General features: G+C 70.1%; 15 protein-coding genes. 3 read left to right on the plus strand and 12 right to left on the minus strand.

The window, feature by feature from the left end:
• Window positions 1-49: 49 nt before the first annotated feature.
• The 12 genes from BW733_RS02085 to mraZ all read right to left on the minus strand — a co-directional run bounded on the left by BW733_RS02085 (window position 50) and on the right by mraZ (window position 14,153).
• Window positions 50-775: a cell division protein FtsQ/DivIB gene (locus BW733_RS02085; protein WP_077347459.1), complete on the minus strand. Its 726-nt coding sequence runs from the start codon at window positions 773-775 to the stop codon at window positions 50-52.
• Window positions 772-2,223: a UDP-N-acetylmuramate--L-alanine ligase gene (gene murC / locus BW733_RS02090; RefSeq protein WP_077347461.1), complete on the minus strand. Its 1,452-nt coding sequence runs from the start codon at window positions 2,221-2,223 to the stop codon at window positions 772-774. Before murC ends, BW733_RS02085 begins: the two co-directional genes overlap by 4 nt.
• Window positions 2,220-3,314, minus strand: coding sequence for an undecaprenyldiphospho-muramoylpentapeptide beta-N-acetylglucosaminyltransferase (gene murG / locus BW733_RS02095; RefSeq protein ID WP_077347463.1), 1,095 nt, complete (start codon window positions 3,312-3,314; stop codon window positions 2,220-2,222). The genes murC and murG overlap by 4 nt, the downstream gene beginning before the upstream one ends.
• A 1-nt stretch (window position 3,315) precedes the next feature.
• Window positions 3,316-4,548 carry a putative lipid II flippase FtsW gene (gene ftsW, locus BW733_RS02100; protein WP_077347465.1) on the minus strand — a complete coding sequence of 411 codons (1,233 nt, stop codon included), beginning with the start codon at window positions 4,546-4,548 and terminating at the stop codon, window positions 3,316-3,318.
• Window positions 4,549-4,564: 16 nt separating this feature from the next.
• On the minus strand, window positions 4,565-6,031 hold the full coding sequence (gene murD / locus BW733_RS02105; RefSeq protein WP_077347467.1) for a UDP-N-acetylmuramoyl-L-alanine--D-glutamate ligase: 1,467 nt from the start codon (window positions 6,029-6,031) through the stop codon (window positions 4,565-4,567).
• Window positions 6,013-7,083 carry a phospho-N-acetylmuramoyl-pentapeptide-transferase gene (gene mraY / locus BW733_RS02110; protein ID WP_077347469.1) on the minus strand — a complete coding sequence of 357 codons (1,071 nt, stop codon included), beginning with the start codon at window positions 7,081-7,083 and terminating at the stop codon, window positions 6,013-6,015. The genes murD and mraY overlap by 19 nt, the downstream gene beginning before the upstream one ends.
• Window positions 7,080-8,513: a UDP-N-acetylmuramoyl-tripeptide--D-alanyl-D-alanine ligase gene (locus BW733_RS02115; RefSeq protein ID WP_077347471.1), complete on the minus strand. Its 1,434-nt coding sequence runs from the start codon at window positions 8,511-8,513 to the stop codon at window positions 7,080-7,082. The genes mraY and BW733_RS02115 overlap by 4 nt, the downstream gene beginning before the upstream one ends.
• Entirely contained in the window at window positions 8,491-10,047 is a 1,557-nt protein-coding gene (locus tag BW733_RS02120; protein WP_077347473.1) for a UDP-N-acetylmuramoyl-L-alanyl-D-glutamate--2,6-diaminopimelate ligase, read from the minus strand. Before BW733_RS02120 ends, BW733_RS02115 begins: the two co-directional genes overlap by 23 nt.
• The gene (locus BW733_RS02125; RefSeq protein WP_418361339.1) at window positions 10,047-11,816 is read right to left on the minus strand and encodes a peptidoglycan D,D-transpeptidase FtsI family protein; all 1,770 of its coding nucleotides are present in this window, start codon (window positions 11,814-11,816) and stop codon (window positions 10,047-10,049) included. The genes BW733_RS02120 and BW733_RS02125 overlap by 1 nt, the downstream gene beginning before the upstream one ends.
• Window positions 11,817-12,142: 326 nt before the next feature.
• Entirely contained in the window at window positions 12,143-12,655 is a 513-nt protein-coding gene (ftsL, locus tag BW733_RS02130; protein ID WP_077347477.1) for a cell division protein FtsL, read from the minus strand.
• Window positions 12,652-13,611 (minus strand): 16S rRNA (cytosine(1402)-N(4))-methyltransferase RsmH, encoded by a 960-nt coding sequence (rsmH, locus tag BW733_RS02135; RefSeq protein ID WP_077347479.1) that lies wholly within the window; start codon window positions 13,609-13,611, stop codon window positions 12,652-12,654. Before rsmH ends, ftsL begins: the two co-directional genes overlap by 4 nt.
• Before the next feature lie 107 nt (window positions 13,612-13,718).
• Window positions 13,719-14,153 (minus strand): division/cell wall cluster transcriptional repressor MraZ, encoded by a 435-nt coding sequence (mraZ, locus tag BW733_RS02140; protein WP_077347481.1) that lies wholly within the window; start codon window positions 14,151-14,153, stop codon window positions 13,719-13,721.
• A 341-nt stretch (window positions 14,154-14,494) separates the two neighbouring features.
• Here mraZ and BW733_RS02145 point away from each other — a divergent pair, with 341 nt between their 5' ends.
• The 3 genes from BW733_RS02145 to BW733_RS02155 are packed head-to-tail and all read left to right on the plus strand — an operon-like array spanning window position 14,495 to window position 18,765.
• Window positions 14,495-15,394, plus strand: a complete 900-nt coding sequence (locus BW733_RS02145) for an AAA family ATPase (protein WP_237268358.1) — start codon at window positions 14,495-14,497, stop codon at window positions 15,392-15,394.
• A 6-nt stretch (window positions 15,395-15,400) separates the two neighbouring features.
• Window positions 15,401-16,618 (plus strand): DUF58 domain-containing protein, encoded by a 1,218-nt coding sequence (locus BW733_RS02150; protein WP_152024525.1) that lies wholly within the window; start codon window positions 15,401-15,403, stop codon window positions 16,616-16,618.
• On the plus strand, window positions 16,615-18,765 hold the full coding sequence (locus BW733_RS02155) for a transglutaminase TgpA family protein (protein WP_077347487.1): 2,151 nt from the start codon (window positions 16,615-16,617) through the stop codon (window positions 18,763-18,765). Before BW733_RS02150 ends, BW733_RS02155 begins: the two co-directional genes overlap by 4 nt.
• The last annotated feature ends 23 nt before the right edge of the window (window positions 18,766-18,788 follow it).

An 18,788-nucleotide genomic window follows, 5' to 3' on the forward strand; every position in this document is an offset into this window, starting at 1 on the left:
CTACTTCAGGGTTGCCGACCTCGAGGGTTGAACCTTCACCCCCAGGGACTCACTTCGTCGTCGGATGCCTCGGCGCAGAGACATCGTAGACCTTCGCCTCCACGTCCAGCAGCGCGGCCAGCACGTCGCCCTTGAGCTGCGACTCCTCCGCGCTGCCCCACACGATCTCCCGGTCGTCGGAAAGGGTGAAGCCGATCCGGTCGACCGCCTCGGCCGTGAGCAGGCTCACCTGGGGGCGCAGGTCGTCCGGGATGTTGGCCACGACGGTGGCGATGTCCCTGCGCAGCCGGTCGTCCGCGTCATCGGACTTCACCTGGACGACCCCCGCGGTCGGCTTCGGCGTGGTGTTGAACACCACCCCGTCGCGGTCCACCCAGGAGACTGCCTCGTCGCGGACGAGCTGGTAGACGAGCTCACGCTCGGTGACGTCGAGCCTGACGGTGTCGGGAAGGTCGCGGTGCACCTCGACGTCGAGCACCGGGGCGAGGTCACGCACCCGCTGCGCGATGGCCTCGGTGTCCTGGCGCAGCAGCGGCACGTCGAGTTCGACCGCCGCGGCCTCGGTCACCTGTTCGGGGGTGAGCAGCTCGGTGCCGTCGACCACCACCTGCCGGGCTGCGAACACCGGCGAGAAGAGCGCGAGCCAGATGCCGACGCCGAGCACCACCACGAGCCCGGCGACGGAGCCCCAGATGATCAAGCGGCGCCTGCGCTCCGCCTCTCGCCTGTCCTGGAGCGCCTTGGCGAAGGCCCCTGGTGGCAGCGGCTGGGTCACGAGACCTTGGCGTCCGGGCGCTGCTTGAGCAGGTCGGCCAGCAGCGGACCGACGATCGTCACGTCACCGCAGCCGAGCGTGATGATCAGGTCGCCCGGCTGGGCCATGTCGTTGAGCGCGGCGGGAAGGTCGTACTTCTCCTTGACGTAGACGACCTCCTCGGCGCCGGCCTTGCGGGCCGCGTCCACGACGAGTTCGCCCGTGACGCCGGGAATCGGATCCTCGCGTGCCCCACAGACGTCGTTGATCACCGCCACGTCTGCCAGCGTCATCACCTCGCCGAACTCGTCGGCGAAGTCGACGGTGCGGGTGTAGAGGTGCGGCTGGAAGCAGGCGATGAGCCTGCCCGCGAGTCCGGTCGCCTCGTTGCCTGCCGCGGTGGCCCTGCGGGCGGCGGTGAGCGCGGCGCGGATCTCCGTCGGGTGGTGCGCGTAATCGTCGTAGACGCGGATGCCCGCCGTGTCGGTGATCAACTGGAAGCGACGCAGGGTTCCCTCGAAGCGGCCGAGCGCGTCGACCGCCTGGTCGTGGGTGAGCCCGAGCAGACGCCCGACGGCATAGGCGGCGCACGCGTTTGCCAGGTTGTGGTTGCCGGGGACCTGCAGGATGATCGGCCCCTGCTCGTCGCCGTACGTGAGGGTCGCCTTCACCCCTCCCCCATGCGCGACGACGTCGGTGAAGCGCACGTCGGCGTCCTCGGCCTCCCCGTAGCGGATGACGTCGTGGCCGTCACTGATCAGTTCCTCAGCCAGCGCCCGCGAGCCGTGGTCGTCGACGTTGATCACCACGCGGCGGACGTTCGGCTGGGTCGCGAAGGTGCGGAAGCCTGCGGCGTACTTCTCGGGGGTGCCCCAGTTGACCAGGTGGTCGGCCTCGATGTTGGTGATGACGGCGATCTCGGTCGGGTACTGCAGGAAGGAGGCGTCCGACTCGTCGGCCTCGACGACGAAGGCATCGCCGGAGCCGGCCGCGGAGCTGACCCCGGTGGTCGAGAGGGGGCCACCGATGACGTAGGAGGGGTCGACTCCCGCCTCACTCAGCATCACGGCCGTCATGGCGGTGGTCGTGGTCTTGCCGTGGGTTCCGGCGACGGCGATGGCCCGCTTACCGAGCATCAGGGCGGCGAGGGCAGCCGAGCGGTGCCAGACCCGCAGCCCACGGCGACGGGCCTCGACGAGTTCGACGTTGTCCTCGCGGATGGCCGAGGAGATCACGACGGTGTTGGCGTCGCCGATCTGATCGGCCGAATGCCCGACATAGGTGCTCACGCCGGCGCGCGCGAGGCCCTGCAGGGCGGTCGAGTCGGACTGGTCGGAGCCGGAGGTCCTGATCCCGAGCTCCGAGTAGAGGCGGGCGATGCCGCTCATCCCGGAGCCGCCCGCCGCGATGAAGTGCACCGGGCCCACCTGGTCGGCGGGGACGATCTCAATCGGATCGAGGAGCATCAGTTGTCACCTTCCTGCGCGGCGAGATTGAGCACCGCGTCTGCCAGCACGTCGGCCGCGTCGGCCGGATACATGTCCTTGCAGGTGGAGGCCATGCGGGCGAGCCGAGCACGGTCACCGAATGCGTCCTGCACCAGCGTCGCAAGTCTATCCGGGCTCAGCTGGGCGTCATCGACGAGCCAGCCTGCGTCGGCGGCGATCAGCTCGGCCGCGTTGCGGCCCTGTTCGCCGTTGCCCCAGGGAAGCGGGACGAAGATCACCGGCAGCCCGCTCACCGCGGTCTCCATCACGGTCCCCGCGCCTGCGCGACCGAGCATCAGGTCGGCGGCCGTGTAGGCAACGGCCATGTCGCTGACGAAGGGCACCGGGCGGTACTGGGCGCCGTTGTCGTGCCGCACGACGACGTCGTCGTCGCCGAAGTTCTTCGGTCCGAGCACGTGCAGGATCTGGATGCCCGCCTCGAGGATGCGGTCGCGGGCACCGTCGAGCGCCTTGTTGATGCTGAGCGCGCCCTGCGATCCTCCGCTGACCAGGAGGGTCGGTCGGTCGGGGTCGAGCCCGAACCGTGACCTTGCCTCGGCCGGGGTCAGCTCCGGGTGGGTGATCGAGCGGCGCATCGGCATGCCGATCAGCTTTCCTCCGGGCAACACCGTCTCGGGGAAGGTCGTGCCGACGTAGCCGGCCTTCCTCGCACCGACCTTGTTTGCGATGCCTGGCAGCTTGTTCGCCTCGTGCACGACGACTGGGATCCGGCTCAGCCGGGCAGCGAGATAGGCGGGGATGGAGACGTAGCCGCCGAACCCGACGAGCACGTCGGCCTTCGCCTCCCTGAGCACCTTGCGCGCCTGGCGCACGGAGCGGGTCAGGGTGAACGGGAGCTTGAGCAGGTCGAGGTTGACCGTGCGCGGAAGCGGGACCGGATCGATCAGCTCCAGTTCGAGACCGGCCTCGGGGATGACCTTCGTCTCGAGACCCTTCGCGGTGCCGATGCACACGATCGATGCATCGGAGCGCTCCTGGATGGCCCGGGCGGTGGCGATCAGCGGGGACGTGTGTCCCGCCGTTCCTCCCCCGGCCAGCACGACGCTGGTCATGTCAGTCCTCCTTGGTGGCCGCCATGACGCTCGTCATCCGCGGCCGCGACTTGTCCTTGCGGGCGGCAAGGTACGCGCGTGCCGTCGGCGTGTCGCGCGCGAGGGCCAACAGTACCCCGGTGGCCATCAGCGAGGCCATCAGAGCGGAGCCGCCCGAGGAGACGAACGGCAGCGGGACACCGAGCACGGGAAGCAGGTGCATCACGACGAAGATGTTGATCACGGCCTGGGTGAGGAACCACCCGGTGATGCCCGCGGCGACGACCTTGTTGAACATCTTGTCCGAGCGCATCGCGACAGCAAGCCCGGCCCAGCCGAGCAGGCCGAACAGGGCGATCACCAGCAGCACGCCGAAGAGTCCCAGCTCCTCGCCGATCACCGCGAAGATGTAGTCGGTGTGGGCGCCGTCCTTGAGGCCGCCGTATTTCTGCCTGCTCGCGCCGAGCCCGAGCCCCCACCATCCGCCGCTGGCCAGCGCGTAGAGCGCCGACATGGGCTGGGCGGAGAGGTCGGTGTTGGACTGCGGGTCGAGGAAGATCGCGATCCGGCTCATCCGGTTGCCCGAGCCGTAGACGAGCAGCGCCACGAGGGCGGCCGCCGCGGTGCCGAGGGGCACCATGACGCGCAGCGGGGTGCCGATGAACCACATTATCAGCACCAGGATCAGGCCGATGACCAGGCCCGTTCCCAGGTCGCGCCCGGCAAGGACGAGGGCGAGGATGAGCCCTCCGAGCGGGATCAGGGGGATGGCAAGCTGCGCCGGCTCATGCAGCCGCCCGCGCTTCATGTGGAAGACCGTTCCACACCACACGATCAGGGCGAGCTTCGCGAACTCCGAGGGCTGGAACTGCACGGGGCCGAGCGCGAGCCAGTTCAGGTTGCCTCCGCCCGAGACACCGAGCGGGGTGAGCACGAGGACGAGGAGCGCGACCGCGAGCATCCAGGCGGGCCAGCCGAGCCGTCGGATGAAGTCGGCGTTGATCCGGCTGAAGACCACCGCGAACACGAGACCCACGCCGAGGAAGAGGACCTGGCGGGTGACGTAGTAGTACGGGTCGAGGCCGGAGTACATCGCGAGCACCGAGGAGGCGGACAGCACCATCAGGGTGCCGAGTCCGGCGAGGACCGCGACGCTTGCCGCGATGAAGTAGTAGGGCGCCATGGGTGAGGCGGTGAGCGCCCTGACCTGGGACCAGATGGTCAGCCGCGCCGGGGAAGCTGCGTCGGTTGCCATGGATCACGTCCCCTTTCTACCTGGCCAGGTACTTCTTGACCGCCTCGGCGAAGCTGTCTCCACGGGCGGCGTAGCCGTCCCACATGTCGAGGCTCGCGCAGCCGGGCGACAACAGGACCGTGTCCCCCGGTCGTGCCATCGCGCCCGCGAGCGCGACGACCTCGTCCATCACCTCAGTGTGGTTGTTCTCTAGCACGGTGACGGGGACATCGGGCGCGTGTCGGGCAAGCGTCTCGGCGATCTGCTCCCGGTCGACCCCGATCACGACGGCACCGCGCAGCTTGTCGCGGTGCCTTTCGATCAGGTCGTCGAAGGTGGTGCCCTTGGCCTGCCCGCCCGCGATCCAGACGAACGAGTCGTAGGCCTGCATGGCGGAGTCGGCCGCGTGCGGGTTCGTCGCCTTCGAGTCGTCGACCCAGGCGATCCCGTCGGACTCGGCCACCTGCTGGATCCGGTGGCCCGCGAGCTGGAGCCGCTGCAGCCCTGCTGCCACCGACTTGGCGGCGACGCCGTAGCTGCGCGCGAGCGCTGCTGCCGCGACGGCGTTTGCCACGTTGTGCGGGGCGAACGGCTGCACGTCGGAGACCTTCGCCAGTTCTAGCGCCGAGTCGCGCCGCTGGGGGACGAAGGCGCGGTCGACGATCAGGTCGTCGACGACGCCGAGCATGGAGATGGCCGGGATGCCGGTGGTGAAACCGATGGCGCGTGCGCCCTCGACGACATCGGCCTCCTCGACCATCTTCTCGGTGGCTGGCTCGGCGACGTTGTAGACGCAGGAGTGCGTCACTCCCTGGTAGATCTTGGCCTTGTCCGCGAAGTAGCGGTCCTTCGCGCCCTCCCCCGCGTACCACTCGAGGTGGTCCTGGTGCAGGTTCAGCACGACGGCCGAGTGCAGGTTGACGTTGTTCATCCAGTGCAGCTGGAAGCTGGACAGCTCGACGGCGAACACGTCGTAGTCGACGTCGTCGAGGATCGCCTCGATGATCGGGCGGCCGATGTTGCCTACGGCGGCGGCCTTCTTCCCATCTGCGATCAGCATCGACTCCAGCATCTGGGTCGTGGTCGTCTTGCCGTTGGTGCCTGTGATGCCGAGCCACGGGATGACCCGGTCGGGCTGCATCATGCGCCAGGCGAGCTCGGTCTCGCCCCACACGGGGATGTTCTGGGCCGCGGCCTGGCGCAGGAGGGGCGCGGTGGGGCGCCAGCCGGGCGAGGTGACCACGAGGTCGGTGCCGGGCGGCAGTTCGGCCGTGGCCCCCTTGCCGAGGCGGACGGTGACGTCGAGGCGTTCGAGCAGCGTCGCCTTGTCCGCGTAGGCCTCGGACTCGTCGAGCACGGTGATCTTCGCGCCCAGCGACATCAGTCCGTCGGCGGCAGCGAAGCCGGAGACACCGAGCCCGGCGACCACGACGTGGGCCGAGCCCCAGTCGGAGAGCCGGTTGGCGGTGGTCATCCACTCCTTGGTCACTGTCCGGTCACCCATTCCGCGTAGAAGATGCCGAGCCCGATCGCCACGCAGAGGCCGCAGATGATCCAGAACCGGATCACGACGGTCACCTCCTGCCAGCCGAGGAGCTCGAAGTGATGGTGGATCGGCGACATCTTGAAGATGCGCTTGCCCTTTGTCGCCTTGAAGTAGGTCACCTGCAGCGCGACCGAGCCGACCTCAATCACGAAGAGCAGGCCGAGGATGACCAGCAGCAGCTCGGTCCTTGTCATCACAGACAGGCCTGCGAGGGCGGCACCGATGGCCATGGAGCCGGTGTCGCCCATGAAGATCTTGGCGGGCTTGGCGTTCCACCAGAGGAAGCCGAAACAGGCGCCTGCGAAGGCTATGGCCACGACCGCGAGGTCGTTGGGGTCGCGCACCTCGTAACACCGCGGCCCCGCGGTGGAGGCGCGGCCGCACCACTGGTTGAACTGCCAGATGTTGACGAGCGTGTAGGCGGAGAAGACGAGCGTGGCGCTCCCCGCGGCGAGGCCGTCGAGCCCGTCGGTCAGGTTGACGGCGTTGCTCCATGCGGCGATCAGGAAGACGATCACGATCACGGCGAGGAAGATGGGCAGCTGCAGCCACCCGATGTCGCGCAGGAAGGAGATCGCGGGAGAAGCGGGGGTCTGACCCCTGTGGTCGGGGAAGTTCAGCGCGACCAGCGCGAAGACGCCGCCGATCACCACCTGGCCGATCAGCTTTCCGCGGGCGGTCAGTCCGAGGCTGCGTTCCTTGGAGATCTTCGCCCAGTCGTCGAGGAAGCCGAGGAAGCCCATCGCGGTGGCGAGGCCGAGCAGCAGCAGCCCCGAGAGCGTCGGCGGTTGCCAGCGCACCAGGTGCGAGATGAAGTACGCGAGGATCACCGATCCGACGATGACGAGGCCGCCCATGGTGGGGGTGCCACGCTTCACGTAGTGGGCCGTCGGCCCGTCCTCCCGGATGAACTGTCCGTACTGACGCTTGGTCAGGAACTTGATGAGCATCGGGGTGCCCACCATCGCGAATATCAGGGACAGCCCGCCCGCAAGCAGGATGTTGATCACGACGCTTCTCCGTCCTGGGCGGCCAGTTCGGCCGCCACGGTCTCCAGGCCGACGCCGCGCGATCCCTTGATCAGCACAACATCGCCGGGCCCAAGATTAAGGGAATCGGCCACCAGATCCCGAACCGTCGCCCTGGCCGGGAGGTGTTCCTCCTCCGCTCCCGCGACGATGTCGTCGGCGAACTCCCCCACGGCCACGAGCTCGTTGACGCCCGCATCGGCTGCCTGCCTGCCCAACTCCCGGTGCAGATCCGCGGAGAGGGGTCCGAGCTCCAACATGTCACCGAGCACCGCGACGACCTTCGCCTCGGGATGCTCCTGCCTGGTCCCCGCAGCGAGCTCCACCGCCGTGCGCAGCGCGACCGCCATCGAGTCGGGGTTCGCGTTGTAGGCGTCGTTGAGGATCAGGACCCCGTCCGCGCGTGGGTGCAGCTCCATCCGCCACTGGGACCTGGGCGTCGCGCCGGACAGCGCCGATGCGATGAGGTCGAGCTCGAGCCCCGCTGCGAGCGCGGCCGCGGCGGCGGCGAGCGCATTGCTCACCTGGTGCCTGCCGATCACAGAGAGGCTGACGCCGGCAGAGCGCTCGGCGGAGGCGTCGGAGGCGTGCAGGGTGAACGACGGTTGGCTGAGCGGGTTGAGCGTCACGTCACGGGCGGTGACGCGCAGGTCGCCTCCCTCGAGCTCCCCCTCCCCGAACCAGGCGATCCTGGCCTGTGTCGTCTCGCGCATGGCGGCGACGAGGGGGTCGTCGAAGTTGAGCACCGCCCAGCCGTCGGCTGGCAGGTCGGCGACGATCTCGGACTTGGCCCGTGCAGTGACCTCGAGGCCGCCGAACTCGCCGACGTGGGCGCGCCCGACGTTGAGCGCGACGCCGATGTCGAGCCCGACGAGCGAGGTGAGCCAGGCGATGTGTCCGACGCCACGGGCGCCCATCTCGGAGATCAGGAACGAGGTCTCATCGTCGACCCGGCAGGCGGTGAGCGGCACGCCGACCTCGTTGTTCTGCGATCCGGCGGGGGCGACCGTCGGGCCGGCGGCCTCGAACACCTGGGCCATCAGGTCCTTCGTGCTCGTCTTGCCCGAGCTGCCGGTGACCCCGATGCTGAGCAGACCGCGGGCGCGGGCCTCGCGGACGATGCCACGGGCGAGCCAGCTGAGCGCCTGCACGGAGTCCTCCGCGAGGATGTGTGGCACGTCGGCCTCGGTGACCTGCATCCCGATCACGCCTCCCGCACCGGAGCGCACGGCCGCCTCGGCGAACCGGTGCCCGTCGACGCGCTCACCGGGGATGGCGACGAACACGGCCCCCGGGCCTGCCTCGCGGTTGTCGATGACCACGTCGGGCCCGACCTGTGCGTCGTCGCCGAACAGCTCGACGGCCGCCGGCTGCATCAGGTCGACGAGTTCACTCATCATGCGCGGACGCATCCGACGCTCCTTCCTCCACGCGGCGGCGCCAGGCACGCCTCGCCTCCTCGACATCGTCGAAGTCGACGACGCGATCCGCGAGGATCTGGCCACGCTCGTGGCCCTTCCCCAAGATCGCTACGACAGTACCGGTTCCGGCCCTGCGGATGGCCTCTTCGATGGCGGCGCGGCGCCCCGCGACCTCGATCACCTCGCCCGCATCGGCGGCCGACCTGGCCCCCTCGAGCGTCTGGGCCCGGATGGATGAGGGGTCCTCCGTGCGCGGGTTGTCGTCGGTGATGATGGCGAGCGCCGACCCGTTGGCCGCTGCGGCGCCCATGCCCGGCCGCTTGTCAGGGTCGCGGTCGCCACCGCAGCCGAGCACCGAGATCACGGGGCCGATGCCCGCGAGCGACGAGAGGGCGGCCTCCACGGCCTGCGGGGTGTGCGCGAAGTCGACCACCACGAGCGGCGCGTCGTCGCCGAGGTCGACGCGCTGCATCCGGCCGGGCACCTGGGCGGCCCTGAGACCGGCCAGCGCCGCGGACGCGGGCACCCCGACCGCCTCGAGCATGGCAAGCGCGACAGCCGCGTCGATCATGTTGTAGCGCCCGGGGAGGGTCAGCTCGAGCTCCAGCGCCTCTCCCCCGCGCACGACGGTCGCCACGCCGCCGAGCGGGGCGACCGCCTCGTAGTCGGCGAGTAGGTAGTCGACGCCCTCGGTGGTGCCGACGGTGACCAGGCGTGACTGGCCGTGCTGCGCCACCCGCCGTGCGAGTTCCTGGCCGCGCTCGTCGTCGACCCAGATCACGCTCACGGCGCTGCGTCCTGGCTCGAAGAGGCGGGCCTTCGCCTCGAAGTAGTCCTCGATGGTGTGGTGGAAGTCGAGATGGTCGCGCCCGAGGTTGAGGAAGCCGACGGCGTCGAAGCCGATCGCGTCGACCCGTTCGAGCGCCATGGCGTGCGAGCTGACCTCCAACGCCACCGCCTGGGCGCCGCGTCGCTGCATCACGGCGAGCAGCCCCTGGAGATCGGGAGACTCCGGCGTGGTCACGGTGGAGCGCGACGAGCGCAGCTCCTGCGTCCCGAGCCTGAACCCGATGGTGCCGATCGTGCCGGTGGGCACCCCTGCCGCCATCAGGCCGCTCTGCAGGAGCGCGACGGTCGTGGTCTTGCCGTTGGTGCCGGTGACGCCGAGCATCGTCATCTCGCGCGCGGGCTCCCCGAAGAGCCGGGCCGCGACGGTGGCCATGGCGGTGCGGACGTCCTCGGCGGCGACCACGGGGACGAGCGAGGGACCGATCAGCTCCATCCCCGCGTCGTCGGTGAGCACCGCCACCGCACCGGATTCGATCGCCGAGGCCGCGAACTGCGCGCCGTGCGCCCTGCTCCCCGGAACGGCCACGTAGAGCCAACCGGGCTGCACCGCACGCGAGTCGAGGGTGATCCCCGTCACCGGTTCCCGGCTGTCGGTGTCCCCGACGAGGCCGAGCCCGGAGATGAGCGCCGACAGCGCGGCTGGGGGCAGCGGGTCGGGTCTGAGCGAGGTATCCATCAGTCGAACGTTAGCGGGCCGTTCGGTGCCTCCGTCGTCGACGGGGCCACGTTGTAGCGCGGAAGCGCGACCTTCAGCAGATTGTTCACGACGGGCAGCGCGATCCGGCTGCCGAGGTTCTCACCGGTCGGCTGGTCGAGCGCGACGTAGACGAGGATCTGCGGGTTCTCGGCCGGGGCGACGCCGACGAACGAGGACGTGAAGCCGTTGTAGCACTTGCACTCCGGGTCGAAGCGCTGCGCCGTTCCCGACTTGCCAGCCGTGCGGTAGCCGGGGATGTCGCGGTCGCGCTTCTCGACGGGTTTGCCCATCGTGATCACCGACTCCATCATCTCGACGACCTGCTTCGATGCCTCCTCAGAGACCACGCGGCGCGAGGTCGGCTCGGGCAGCTCGATGGGCGTGCCGTCTGCCTGCTTGGCCGAGCGGATGATCGTCGGCTGGTGGTAGGTGCCTCCGTTGACCGCTGCCGCGATGGCCGCCGAGAACTGGACGGCGTTGACGCTCAGGCCCTGACCGAACGAGATCTGGTCGCGCGTGTAGTCGGCCATGTCCGCGTCCGGGAGCCGGCCGGCGGTCTCGCCTGGCAGCCCGATGCCGCTCTTGGCCCCGAGCCCGAAGGCCGAGAGGTAGTCGCGCAGCTCGCCCTTGTCGAGCTCGCGGGCGAGCTTGATCGTGCCGATGTTGGATGAGTTGGCGATGATGCCGCGCGCGGTCATGTTCACGGTGCCGTGGTCGTAGGAGTCGCGCACGACGCCGTCGCCCGAGGCGATCGACGGCGGCACGACGACCTCGCTGTCGGGCGTGACGAGGCCCTTGTCCGCGAGCGCGGCCATGGTGAGCACCTTCTCCACCGAACCGGGCTCGTAGGCCTGGGTGACGGCGCGGTTGCCGAGGTCGTCCGCCTCCGCGGTACCGGGGGCGGCCGAGTCGTAGGAGGGGTAGTTCGCCAGCGCGAGGATCTCGCCGTTGGTGACGTTCATGGCGACAAGCGTTCCCGTCTTGGCCCCAGCGCTGCGCGCGCCCTGGGCGAGGGCCTGCTCGGCCATCCAGTTCAGGTCGGAGTCGATGGTCAGCTCGTACGACGCGCCGTCGACGGCGGGGGTCATTGTGGAGTTGCCGAGCGGGATCCGTCCGTAGGTCGACGAGTCAAAGGCCTGCGTCCCTGCCGTGCCGGTGAGCTTGTCGTCGAGCGCGTACTCGAGCCCGGCGGCTCCCTTTCCTTCCGCGTTGACGAAGCCGATCACGTTCGAGGCGACCGAGCGGTTCGGGTAGGTGCGGATCGCATCGGTGGTGCCGAACACGCCGTACCACGGACGCTTCCGGTCGCCGTCGATGCCGAGCTTCATGTCGGCCTGGAGCGCTGTGTACGTGGCGGCGGGCACCTGCCGCGCGACGACCTCGTAGCGCGAGTCCTCGTTGATCAGCGCCACGTAGTCGGCCTTGCGGCCCCCGAGGTGCTTGACCAGCAGGTCGGCGACCGCCTCAGGCGCGGCGGCTGCCTCTGCCTGCTTCTTCTTGCTCATCGGGTACCGCTTGTCTGCGCCGTTGGTGCGCACCATGTCGGGGTCGATCGAGACGAGCATCGCGGGCTCGGTCGCGGCGAGCACGACGCCGTTGCGGTCGCTGATGGACCCGCGGGTGGCGGGCAGCTCACGCGTCTTGGTCATCTTCGCCGCCGCCTCGGCGGCGTAGGCCTTCGCGTCGATGCCCTGCAGTTGGACGGCGCGGACCCCCGCGACGCCGAGCAGGACCGCGACCACGAGCATGAAGACGCGGATGCGGACGGAGGTGCGACCGATGGGCAGCCGGACGGTGCGGCGATACCTGCGCGGGGCCTCCGACCTCCTGCGGCTGCCGGTCTGCCGCGCGGCCGGCTTCGCGGCCGGCCTGCGCCTGTCCTGCGCGGTACGTGGCCGGGAGCTGCCGGTCTGGCTGGCCTTTGCGGGCTGCTTGCGCCCGGCGCTCGCCTGCGGCTTCTTCGCCGCTGCCGGGCGCGACGACGTGGACCTCGCGGACCCGGAGGTGCGCGAGGTCGAGGTCGAGGACCTGCGCCCTGAGGCTGCGGCCGGGCGTCGCTTGGGGTCTCGTTGCGTCACGGCTGCTCCTGTTCGGTGCTTCCGGCTGCGGACAGATCGGACGGTGGCTTCGTCGTGGCCGGCTCGGGGACCGGAATGGGCTTCTGGGTCAGCTCCGGAACGGGGACTGCCCCGGTCAGGAACGGCATCTCGTCGCCCTTGACCGCCTCGGGAACACCGGTGACCGAGCCGTCGGCGAGATTGATGAACGCCGGGTACGGATTGGGCGCCATGCCGAGTTCCGTGGCCCGGAGGGCGAGCGCGTTGGCGCTCGAGACGCTCTGGAGCTGGGACTCGAGCGAGGCCGAGGTGTAGCCGAGCTCGGTCGCCTGCCTGCGCAGGTCGGTCAGGTCGCGCGACTGCTGACCGACGGAGGTGCTGACGACCATCACGCCCGCGAGACCGGCTGCGATCAGGACGGCGATGATCGCCACGAAGCCGAGGGTGGACACGGTGGCCGTCGGCGTGTGCACGACGGCGAGCCGGGGTCGCGACTGCGTTCCGGTCTCGCTGATGGGTTCTGCGCTCATGATGCCTCCCTAATCCGTTCGGCCACGCGCAGCCGGGCGGAGGCTGCGCGGGGGTTGGTTGCTGTCTCGTTCTCGTCCGGCCGTTCCGCTCCCCTTGTCAGGAGGCGAAGTTCGGCCTTGAGGTTCTCGGGCACGACCGGCAGGTCGCGCGGGGCGCGGTCGGCCGCACCCGCGGCGAAGGTCCGCTTGACGAGTCGGTCCTCCAGCGAGTGGTAGCTGAGCACCGCCATCCGGCCGCCGAGCGACAAGGCACCGACAGCCGCGGGAAGGACCCCCTCGAGTGCCACCAGTTCGCGGTTCACCTCGATGCGCAGCGCCTGGAAGGTCCGCTTGGCCGGGTGCCCTCCGGTGTGCCGTGCCGCGGCCGGGATGGCTCCCGAGATCACCTCGACGAGGCGCCCGGAACGATCGAACGGCTGGTTCTCCCGCTCCGCCACGACGGCCCGGGCGATCCGGTCCGCGAAACGCTCCTCGCCGTACCACTTGAGCAGGTTGGCGAGGTCGCGCGCCGAGTAACTGTTGAGCACGTCTGCCGCCGTCTGACCGACGGTGGGGTTCATCCGCATGTCGAGCGGCGAGTCCACCCGGTAGGCGAAGCCGCGGTCGGTGCGGTCGATCTGCAGCGACGAGAGCCCGAGGTCGAGCAGGATCGCGTCGACCTTCTCCACACCGAGGTCGTCGAGCACCTCCGGCAGTTCGTCGTAGACGGCGTGCACGAGCGTGGCGCGCTCCATCAGCGGGCCGAGCCGCTGCTCGGCAACCTGATGCGCGTCCGGATCCCGGTCGATCCCGATCAGCCGGGCCTCCGGGCAGGCCTCCAGCACGGCGATGGCGTGCCCGGCGAGCCCGAGCGTGCCGTCGACATAGATGGCCCCCGGGCGCGAGAGGGCGGGGCGGAGGAGATCCACGATGCGCTCACGCATGACCGGATCGTGAACATCGGCGAAGCCCTGCATCTACGTCGACCCTTTCCCTGCTCCACACGGAGGTTCCCTTCCGGGCCGTTCCTGACATCGGGGAAGTGAAGTCAGGCTCGAACCGGCCGGGAGCCACCGGGTGGAGATCACAACCCGCTGAGGGCGGTGAACTCGTTGTCCATCTCCGAGAAGCCCTCTTCACTGGCCTCGGAGTACTGCTGCCATGCCTGGGCGTCCCAGATCTCGGCGCGGTCGCCCGCTCCGATCACCACGACGTCGCGATCCAGACCCGCATAGGTGCGGAGGTTGGGCGGGATCGTCACCCGACCCTGCTTGTCCGGAACTTCATCGCTGGCCCCCGCCATCAACATGCGCTGATAGTCGCGGACCTGCTTCACGGTGCTCGGGGCGCTGATGAGGGAGGTCATCTTCGCCTCGAAGGTGGCGCGGGGGTACACGGCCAGCGCCCGCTCCTGGGTCCTCGTCACGACGAGGCCCTCGGCGAGCGCTTCGCGGAACTTCGCGGGAAGGATCAGTCGGCCCTTCTCGTCCAGCTTCGGCGTGTACGTCCCGAGGAACACGATCAGGCACCTCCTTCCTCCCTTAGGCACCCACTTTGCTCCACCTGCCACCACATTACCCCACTTCTCCCCACTTGCGCTCCTGTTTATTGGGCCGATTCGGGTCCACCCGCTCTGGGAGGCGGTGTGGTTGAGCGTGAGGGAGCCCGAAAACGTCCTGGTGGGGAGAAATGGAGGAACGGGGTGGCGCGGGGACCGGCCCGACGTCGGCTGCCCGGAGGCGTATTAAGCTTGGCGAGGCTGAAGAGGCCGCACGACCAGCACTAGGAGCCCAGGTGATCCAGCACGCCACCCCCTCGCTGACCGAGGTGTCCCAACTCGCCAACCGCATCTCCGAGGAGATGGGACGCGTCATCGAGGGCAAGCCGCGGCAGATCCGGATGGCGGTGACTGTGCTGCTCGCCGAGGGGCATCTGCTGATCGAGGACGTGCCCGGCGTGGGCAAGACGGTCCTGGCGAAGGCGCTCGGCCGCGCGATCCAGGGCGACGTCAAGCGGATCCAGTTCACGCCCGACCTGCTGCCGAGCGATGTCACCGGCGTGTCGGTGTTCAACCAGTCGACCCGCGAGTTCGAGTTCAAGCCCGGCGGCATCTTCGCCCACATCGTGCTCGGCGACGAGATCAACCGCGCCTCGCCGAAGACCCAGTCGGCGCTGCTCGAGGCGATGGCCGAGTCCCAGGTCTCCGTCGACGGCCGCACGCACCGGCTCGTGCAGCCGTTCATGGTGATCGCCACGCAGAACCCCATCGAGATGGAGGGCACCTATCCGCTCCCCGAGGCGCAGCGCGACCGCTTCATGGCCCGGATCACCATGGGCTACCCCGCCCGCCAGTCCGAGGTCGCGATGCTGACCCACCACGCCGGGGGCAACCAGCTCGCCGCCGTGCAGCCGGTCACCGACGCGGCCACCATCGCCTCCGCCATCCAGGCGGTGCGCGCCGTCTACGTCGCCCCCGTGATCAACGACTACATCGTCTCCATGGTCGAGGCGACACGACAGCACCCGGAGCTGCGGCTCGGCGCGAGCCCCCGCGCCTCGCTGCACCTGATGCGGGCGTCGCGCGTCGCGGCCGCGCTGGCCGGACGCGACTACGTGATCCCCGAGGACGTGCAGACCCTCGCCGTCGAGGTGCTCTCGCACCGCCTCCTCCCCACCGTCGAGGCGCAGGTCGCCCACCGCGATCCGTCGACGATCATGTCGGCCATCGTCTCCTCCATCCCCACCCCCGAGCGGGGGTAAGGGCTGTTGCGCGCGCGCTTGACCGGCCGCGGGCTCGCCCTGCTGATCGTCGGACTTGCCGGCTCTGCGGGGGCCGCGTTCATCGGGGAACTCGACCTGCTGTGGCTCATGCTGCTGCTCGCCGCGCTCCCGCTGCTCGCCCTCACCTACCTCCTGGTGGCGAGGCCGAGGATCGACCACGAGCGCACCCTCGAGCCACCGATGATGCCGATCGGCGAGACGGCGCGCGCCGTCCTGCGGGTGCTGAACAACTCCCCCGCCCAGTCGAGCGCGCTGCGCTTCTCCGACGCCGCCGAGGCCCCAGTGGGCGGCGGGGCGTCCTTCGTGATCGCGAGGGGCTTCGGCCGGTGGCACCAGGCGGTCGGCTACAGCATGGAGGCGACCTCACGCGGCCGGTTCACGGTGGGCCCGCTGACCGCCCAGGCGACCGACCCGTTCGGGCTCGCCGCCCGCACCGTCACGTCGAGCGGTGAGAACTCCGTGCTGCGGGTCACCCCTCACGTCTGGCGGCTGAACGGGCTTCCCGGGGGTGCCGGGCTCGGCGCCGCGGGCGACGCGACGCCCCAACGGATCGGCCAGGCAGGAACCGACGACGTCCTCGTGCGCGAGCACCGCCACGGCGACGACATGCGGCGCGTGCACTGGAAGATGTCGGCGAAACGCGACGACCTGATGGTGCGGCTCGAAGAGCATCCCTGGGACCCGTCCAGCACCCTGATCGTGGACACGCGCCGCTCGGCGCACCCCGACCATTCGCCGCGCGGTTCCCTCGAATGGGCGGTCTCGGCCGTCGCCTCCGTCGGGCAGACGCTGCTCAACGGACGCTTCCGGCTGTCGATCGTCGCGCCGTCGGGCGTCGTGTTCGAGTCGGGCCATTCCGTCGGCCCCGTCGCCCAGCAGCGGATGCTGGAGGCGCTGACCGACCTCGCACCGTCCGACCAGACCGGCCTCTCGTCCGCCGTCACCGACCCGGAGGCGTTGACGACCTCGGCCTCCATCATCGCCGCGACCGGGCTGCTGGGCGCGGCAGACGCCGCCGCCCTCAGCGCAGCCGGCTCCCGCGCCAGGAGCCTCGTGGCGCTCGTCCCCGACGCAGAGGCCTGGGGTGCGCCGTCGAAGGACCACCAGGATGCCTGCCGCCTGCTGCGCAGCCGCGGCTGGCGCGTGGAGACCTTCTCGCCCGGCGAGAGCGTTCCGAGCGTCTGGGAGCGGGTGGTCCGGTGAAGTTCCGTCAGAACCCGCTGTCCAGCGTTGTCATCGCGCTCGCCGTCTGGGCGTGCCTGCTCCCGCTCGGCGACCTGATCGACCGTGAGGCCTTCCTGCTGGAGTCCCTGCCCATCGTCGGGATCTCCGCCGTGATCGGCCTCGTGCTCTCGCTCCTGCACGCCCCCCGCATTCTGATCCTGCTCGCCCAGACCGTCGGCCTCGCGGGCGTCGTCGTATGGCGTGGACTCTCGCTCGCCGGCCCCGGCGATGCGCTCGGCGCCCTGCGCCTGCTGACCAGCGACGGCGTCGAGGCGATCCGCACCCAGGCGCCACCGCTCGCGGCGGTGCCCGGCCTGATCTGGCTGGTCCTGCTGCTGAGCGCGCTGCTGGTGCTCGTGGTCGAACTACTCGTCAACGGGCTGGAACAGCCCGGCTGGTCGATCGCGCCGCTGTCGCTGCCCTTCGTCATCTCCGCGCTCATCGTCAGACAGGATCTGGGTTTCCTGGACGTGCTGCCGGTGGTCGGGGGGTATCTGCTGATCCTGCTCGTCTCCAGCGGAACGGGTCGTGGCGCCGCGACGGGCCGGGCGTCGCGCCAGGGCAGCTACCAGGCCTCGCGCTATGCGACGGCGGCGGTGATGGCCGCCATCGCGGTGGTCGCCGCCCTCGTGCTCGCCCCGCTCATCCCGCTCGGCCAGAAGCAGCCGTGGAACAGCGCAGGCTCCGACGGGCCCATCCAGCTGAGCGATCCGACGGTCCGGCTCAACGAGGACCTCCGGCGCCCGGAGGACTCCCCCGTGCTCACCTACACACCGAGCGACGGCGAGCCGACCTACCTGCGCACCGTCGCCCTGAGCAATCTCACGGCCGACGGGGCCCGCCTCGTTCCCATGCGGCTCAGCCGGTTCGGCCTCGGGGGCGCCTACGACTACCCCGGAGACGACGTGCGGGTCGAGGTGCAGATGCGCGACGTCCCCTCCGAGTACCTGCCAGCGCCGTTCGCGGCGGACAGCTTCTCGGCGGAAGGCACGTGGAGCTTCGATCCAGACACCATGAGCATCGTCGCCGCCGGCGAGACCCGCGCAGAGCAGACCGTCAACCTCCGCTACTCCGTCGACTCCACGATCCCGAACCCGACGAAGGAACAGGTCGAGGCGGCGGCGGTCGGCACCGGAGTCGACCCCGTCAACTCGGAGGTGCCCAGCGGACTCTCCGCCGAGATCGAGGCACTCACCAGCGAGGTGGTCGGCTCCGCTGAGACCGCGGGGCAGAAGGCTATGGCGATCCAGTCCTACCTGCGCTCGGACCGGTTCACCTACTCCCTCGAGGCCCCCACCGGCACCGGAAGCGATGTGGTCAGCGCCTTCCTGCTCAACGATCCGGAGGGCTACTGCATCCACTTCTCCGCGGCCATGATCACGATGGCCCGGATGGAGGGCATCCCGGCACGGATGGCAATCGGCTTCACCCCCGGCGAGCGTCAGGAGGACGGCTCCTACGAGGTGACCACCCACGACGCGCACGCCTGGCCGGAGCTGTACCTCGACGGGCTCGGCTGGGTCCCGTTCGAGCCGACCCCCGCCTTCGACGGCCCGCCCGAGTACACCGACCCGGCGCAGCAGCCGTCCGCTCCCCCGTCGCAGACGCCGACTGCCTCGGCCCCGCCGTCCGCCGTTCCCCAGCAGCCGACCCCGACCATGACGCCCCCTGCCCAGCCCGAGGAGGGCGGCCAGGGCCAGGACGGCGGGGGCGCGGTCGTGATCGGGATCGCCGCCCTCGTCCTGCTGCTCGCGCTGCCGCTGATCGTGCGCTCGCTCCAGCGGGCCGTGAGGCTCCGCTCTGGCCAGGAGCCGTCGGCCCTTGCCGACGGCGCTTGGTCGGAGGTGCGGGCGACCCTTCGCGACCATGGGCTGCCCTGGTCGAAGGCCTCACCCGGGCCCGCCTCCCGCGAGCTCGCGGAGTCGCTGCCGCAGCAGGCGGCAGCCGCGCTCTCCGAGGTCGCGCACACGGTCGAGCTGAGCCGCTTCTCCCGCGGCGACGTCGACACCGACCAGCTCGCCGCGCAGGTGAAGTCGCTTCGCACGTCGGTCGCGAGGGGCGCGGGCACCGGCACCCGGATCAGGGCGCTCCTGCTGCCGAGATCGGTGTTTACGCGCCATGGCTGACCGGTCTTCTTTCGGCACGTTGA

Origin of the sequence: Tessaracoccus flavescens (assembly GCF_001998865.1) — a bacterium.
Lineage (GTDB): Bacteria > Actinomycetota > Actinomycetes > Propionibacteriales > Propionibacteriaceae > Arachnia > Arachnia flavescens.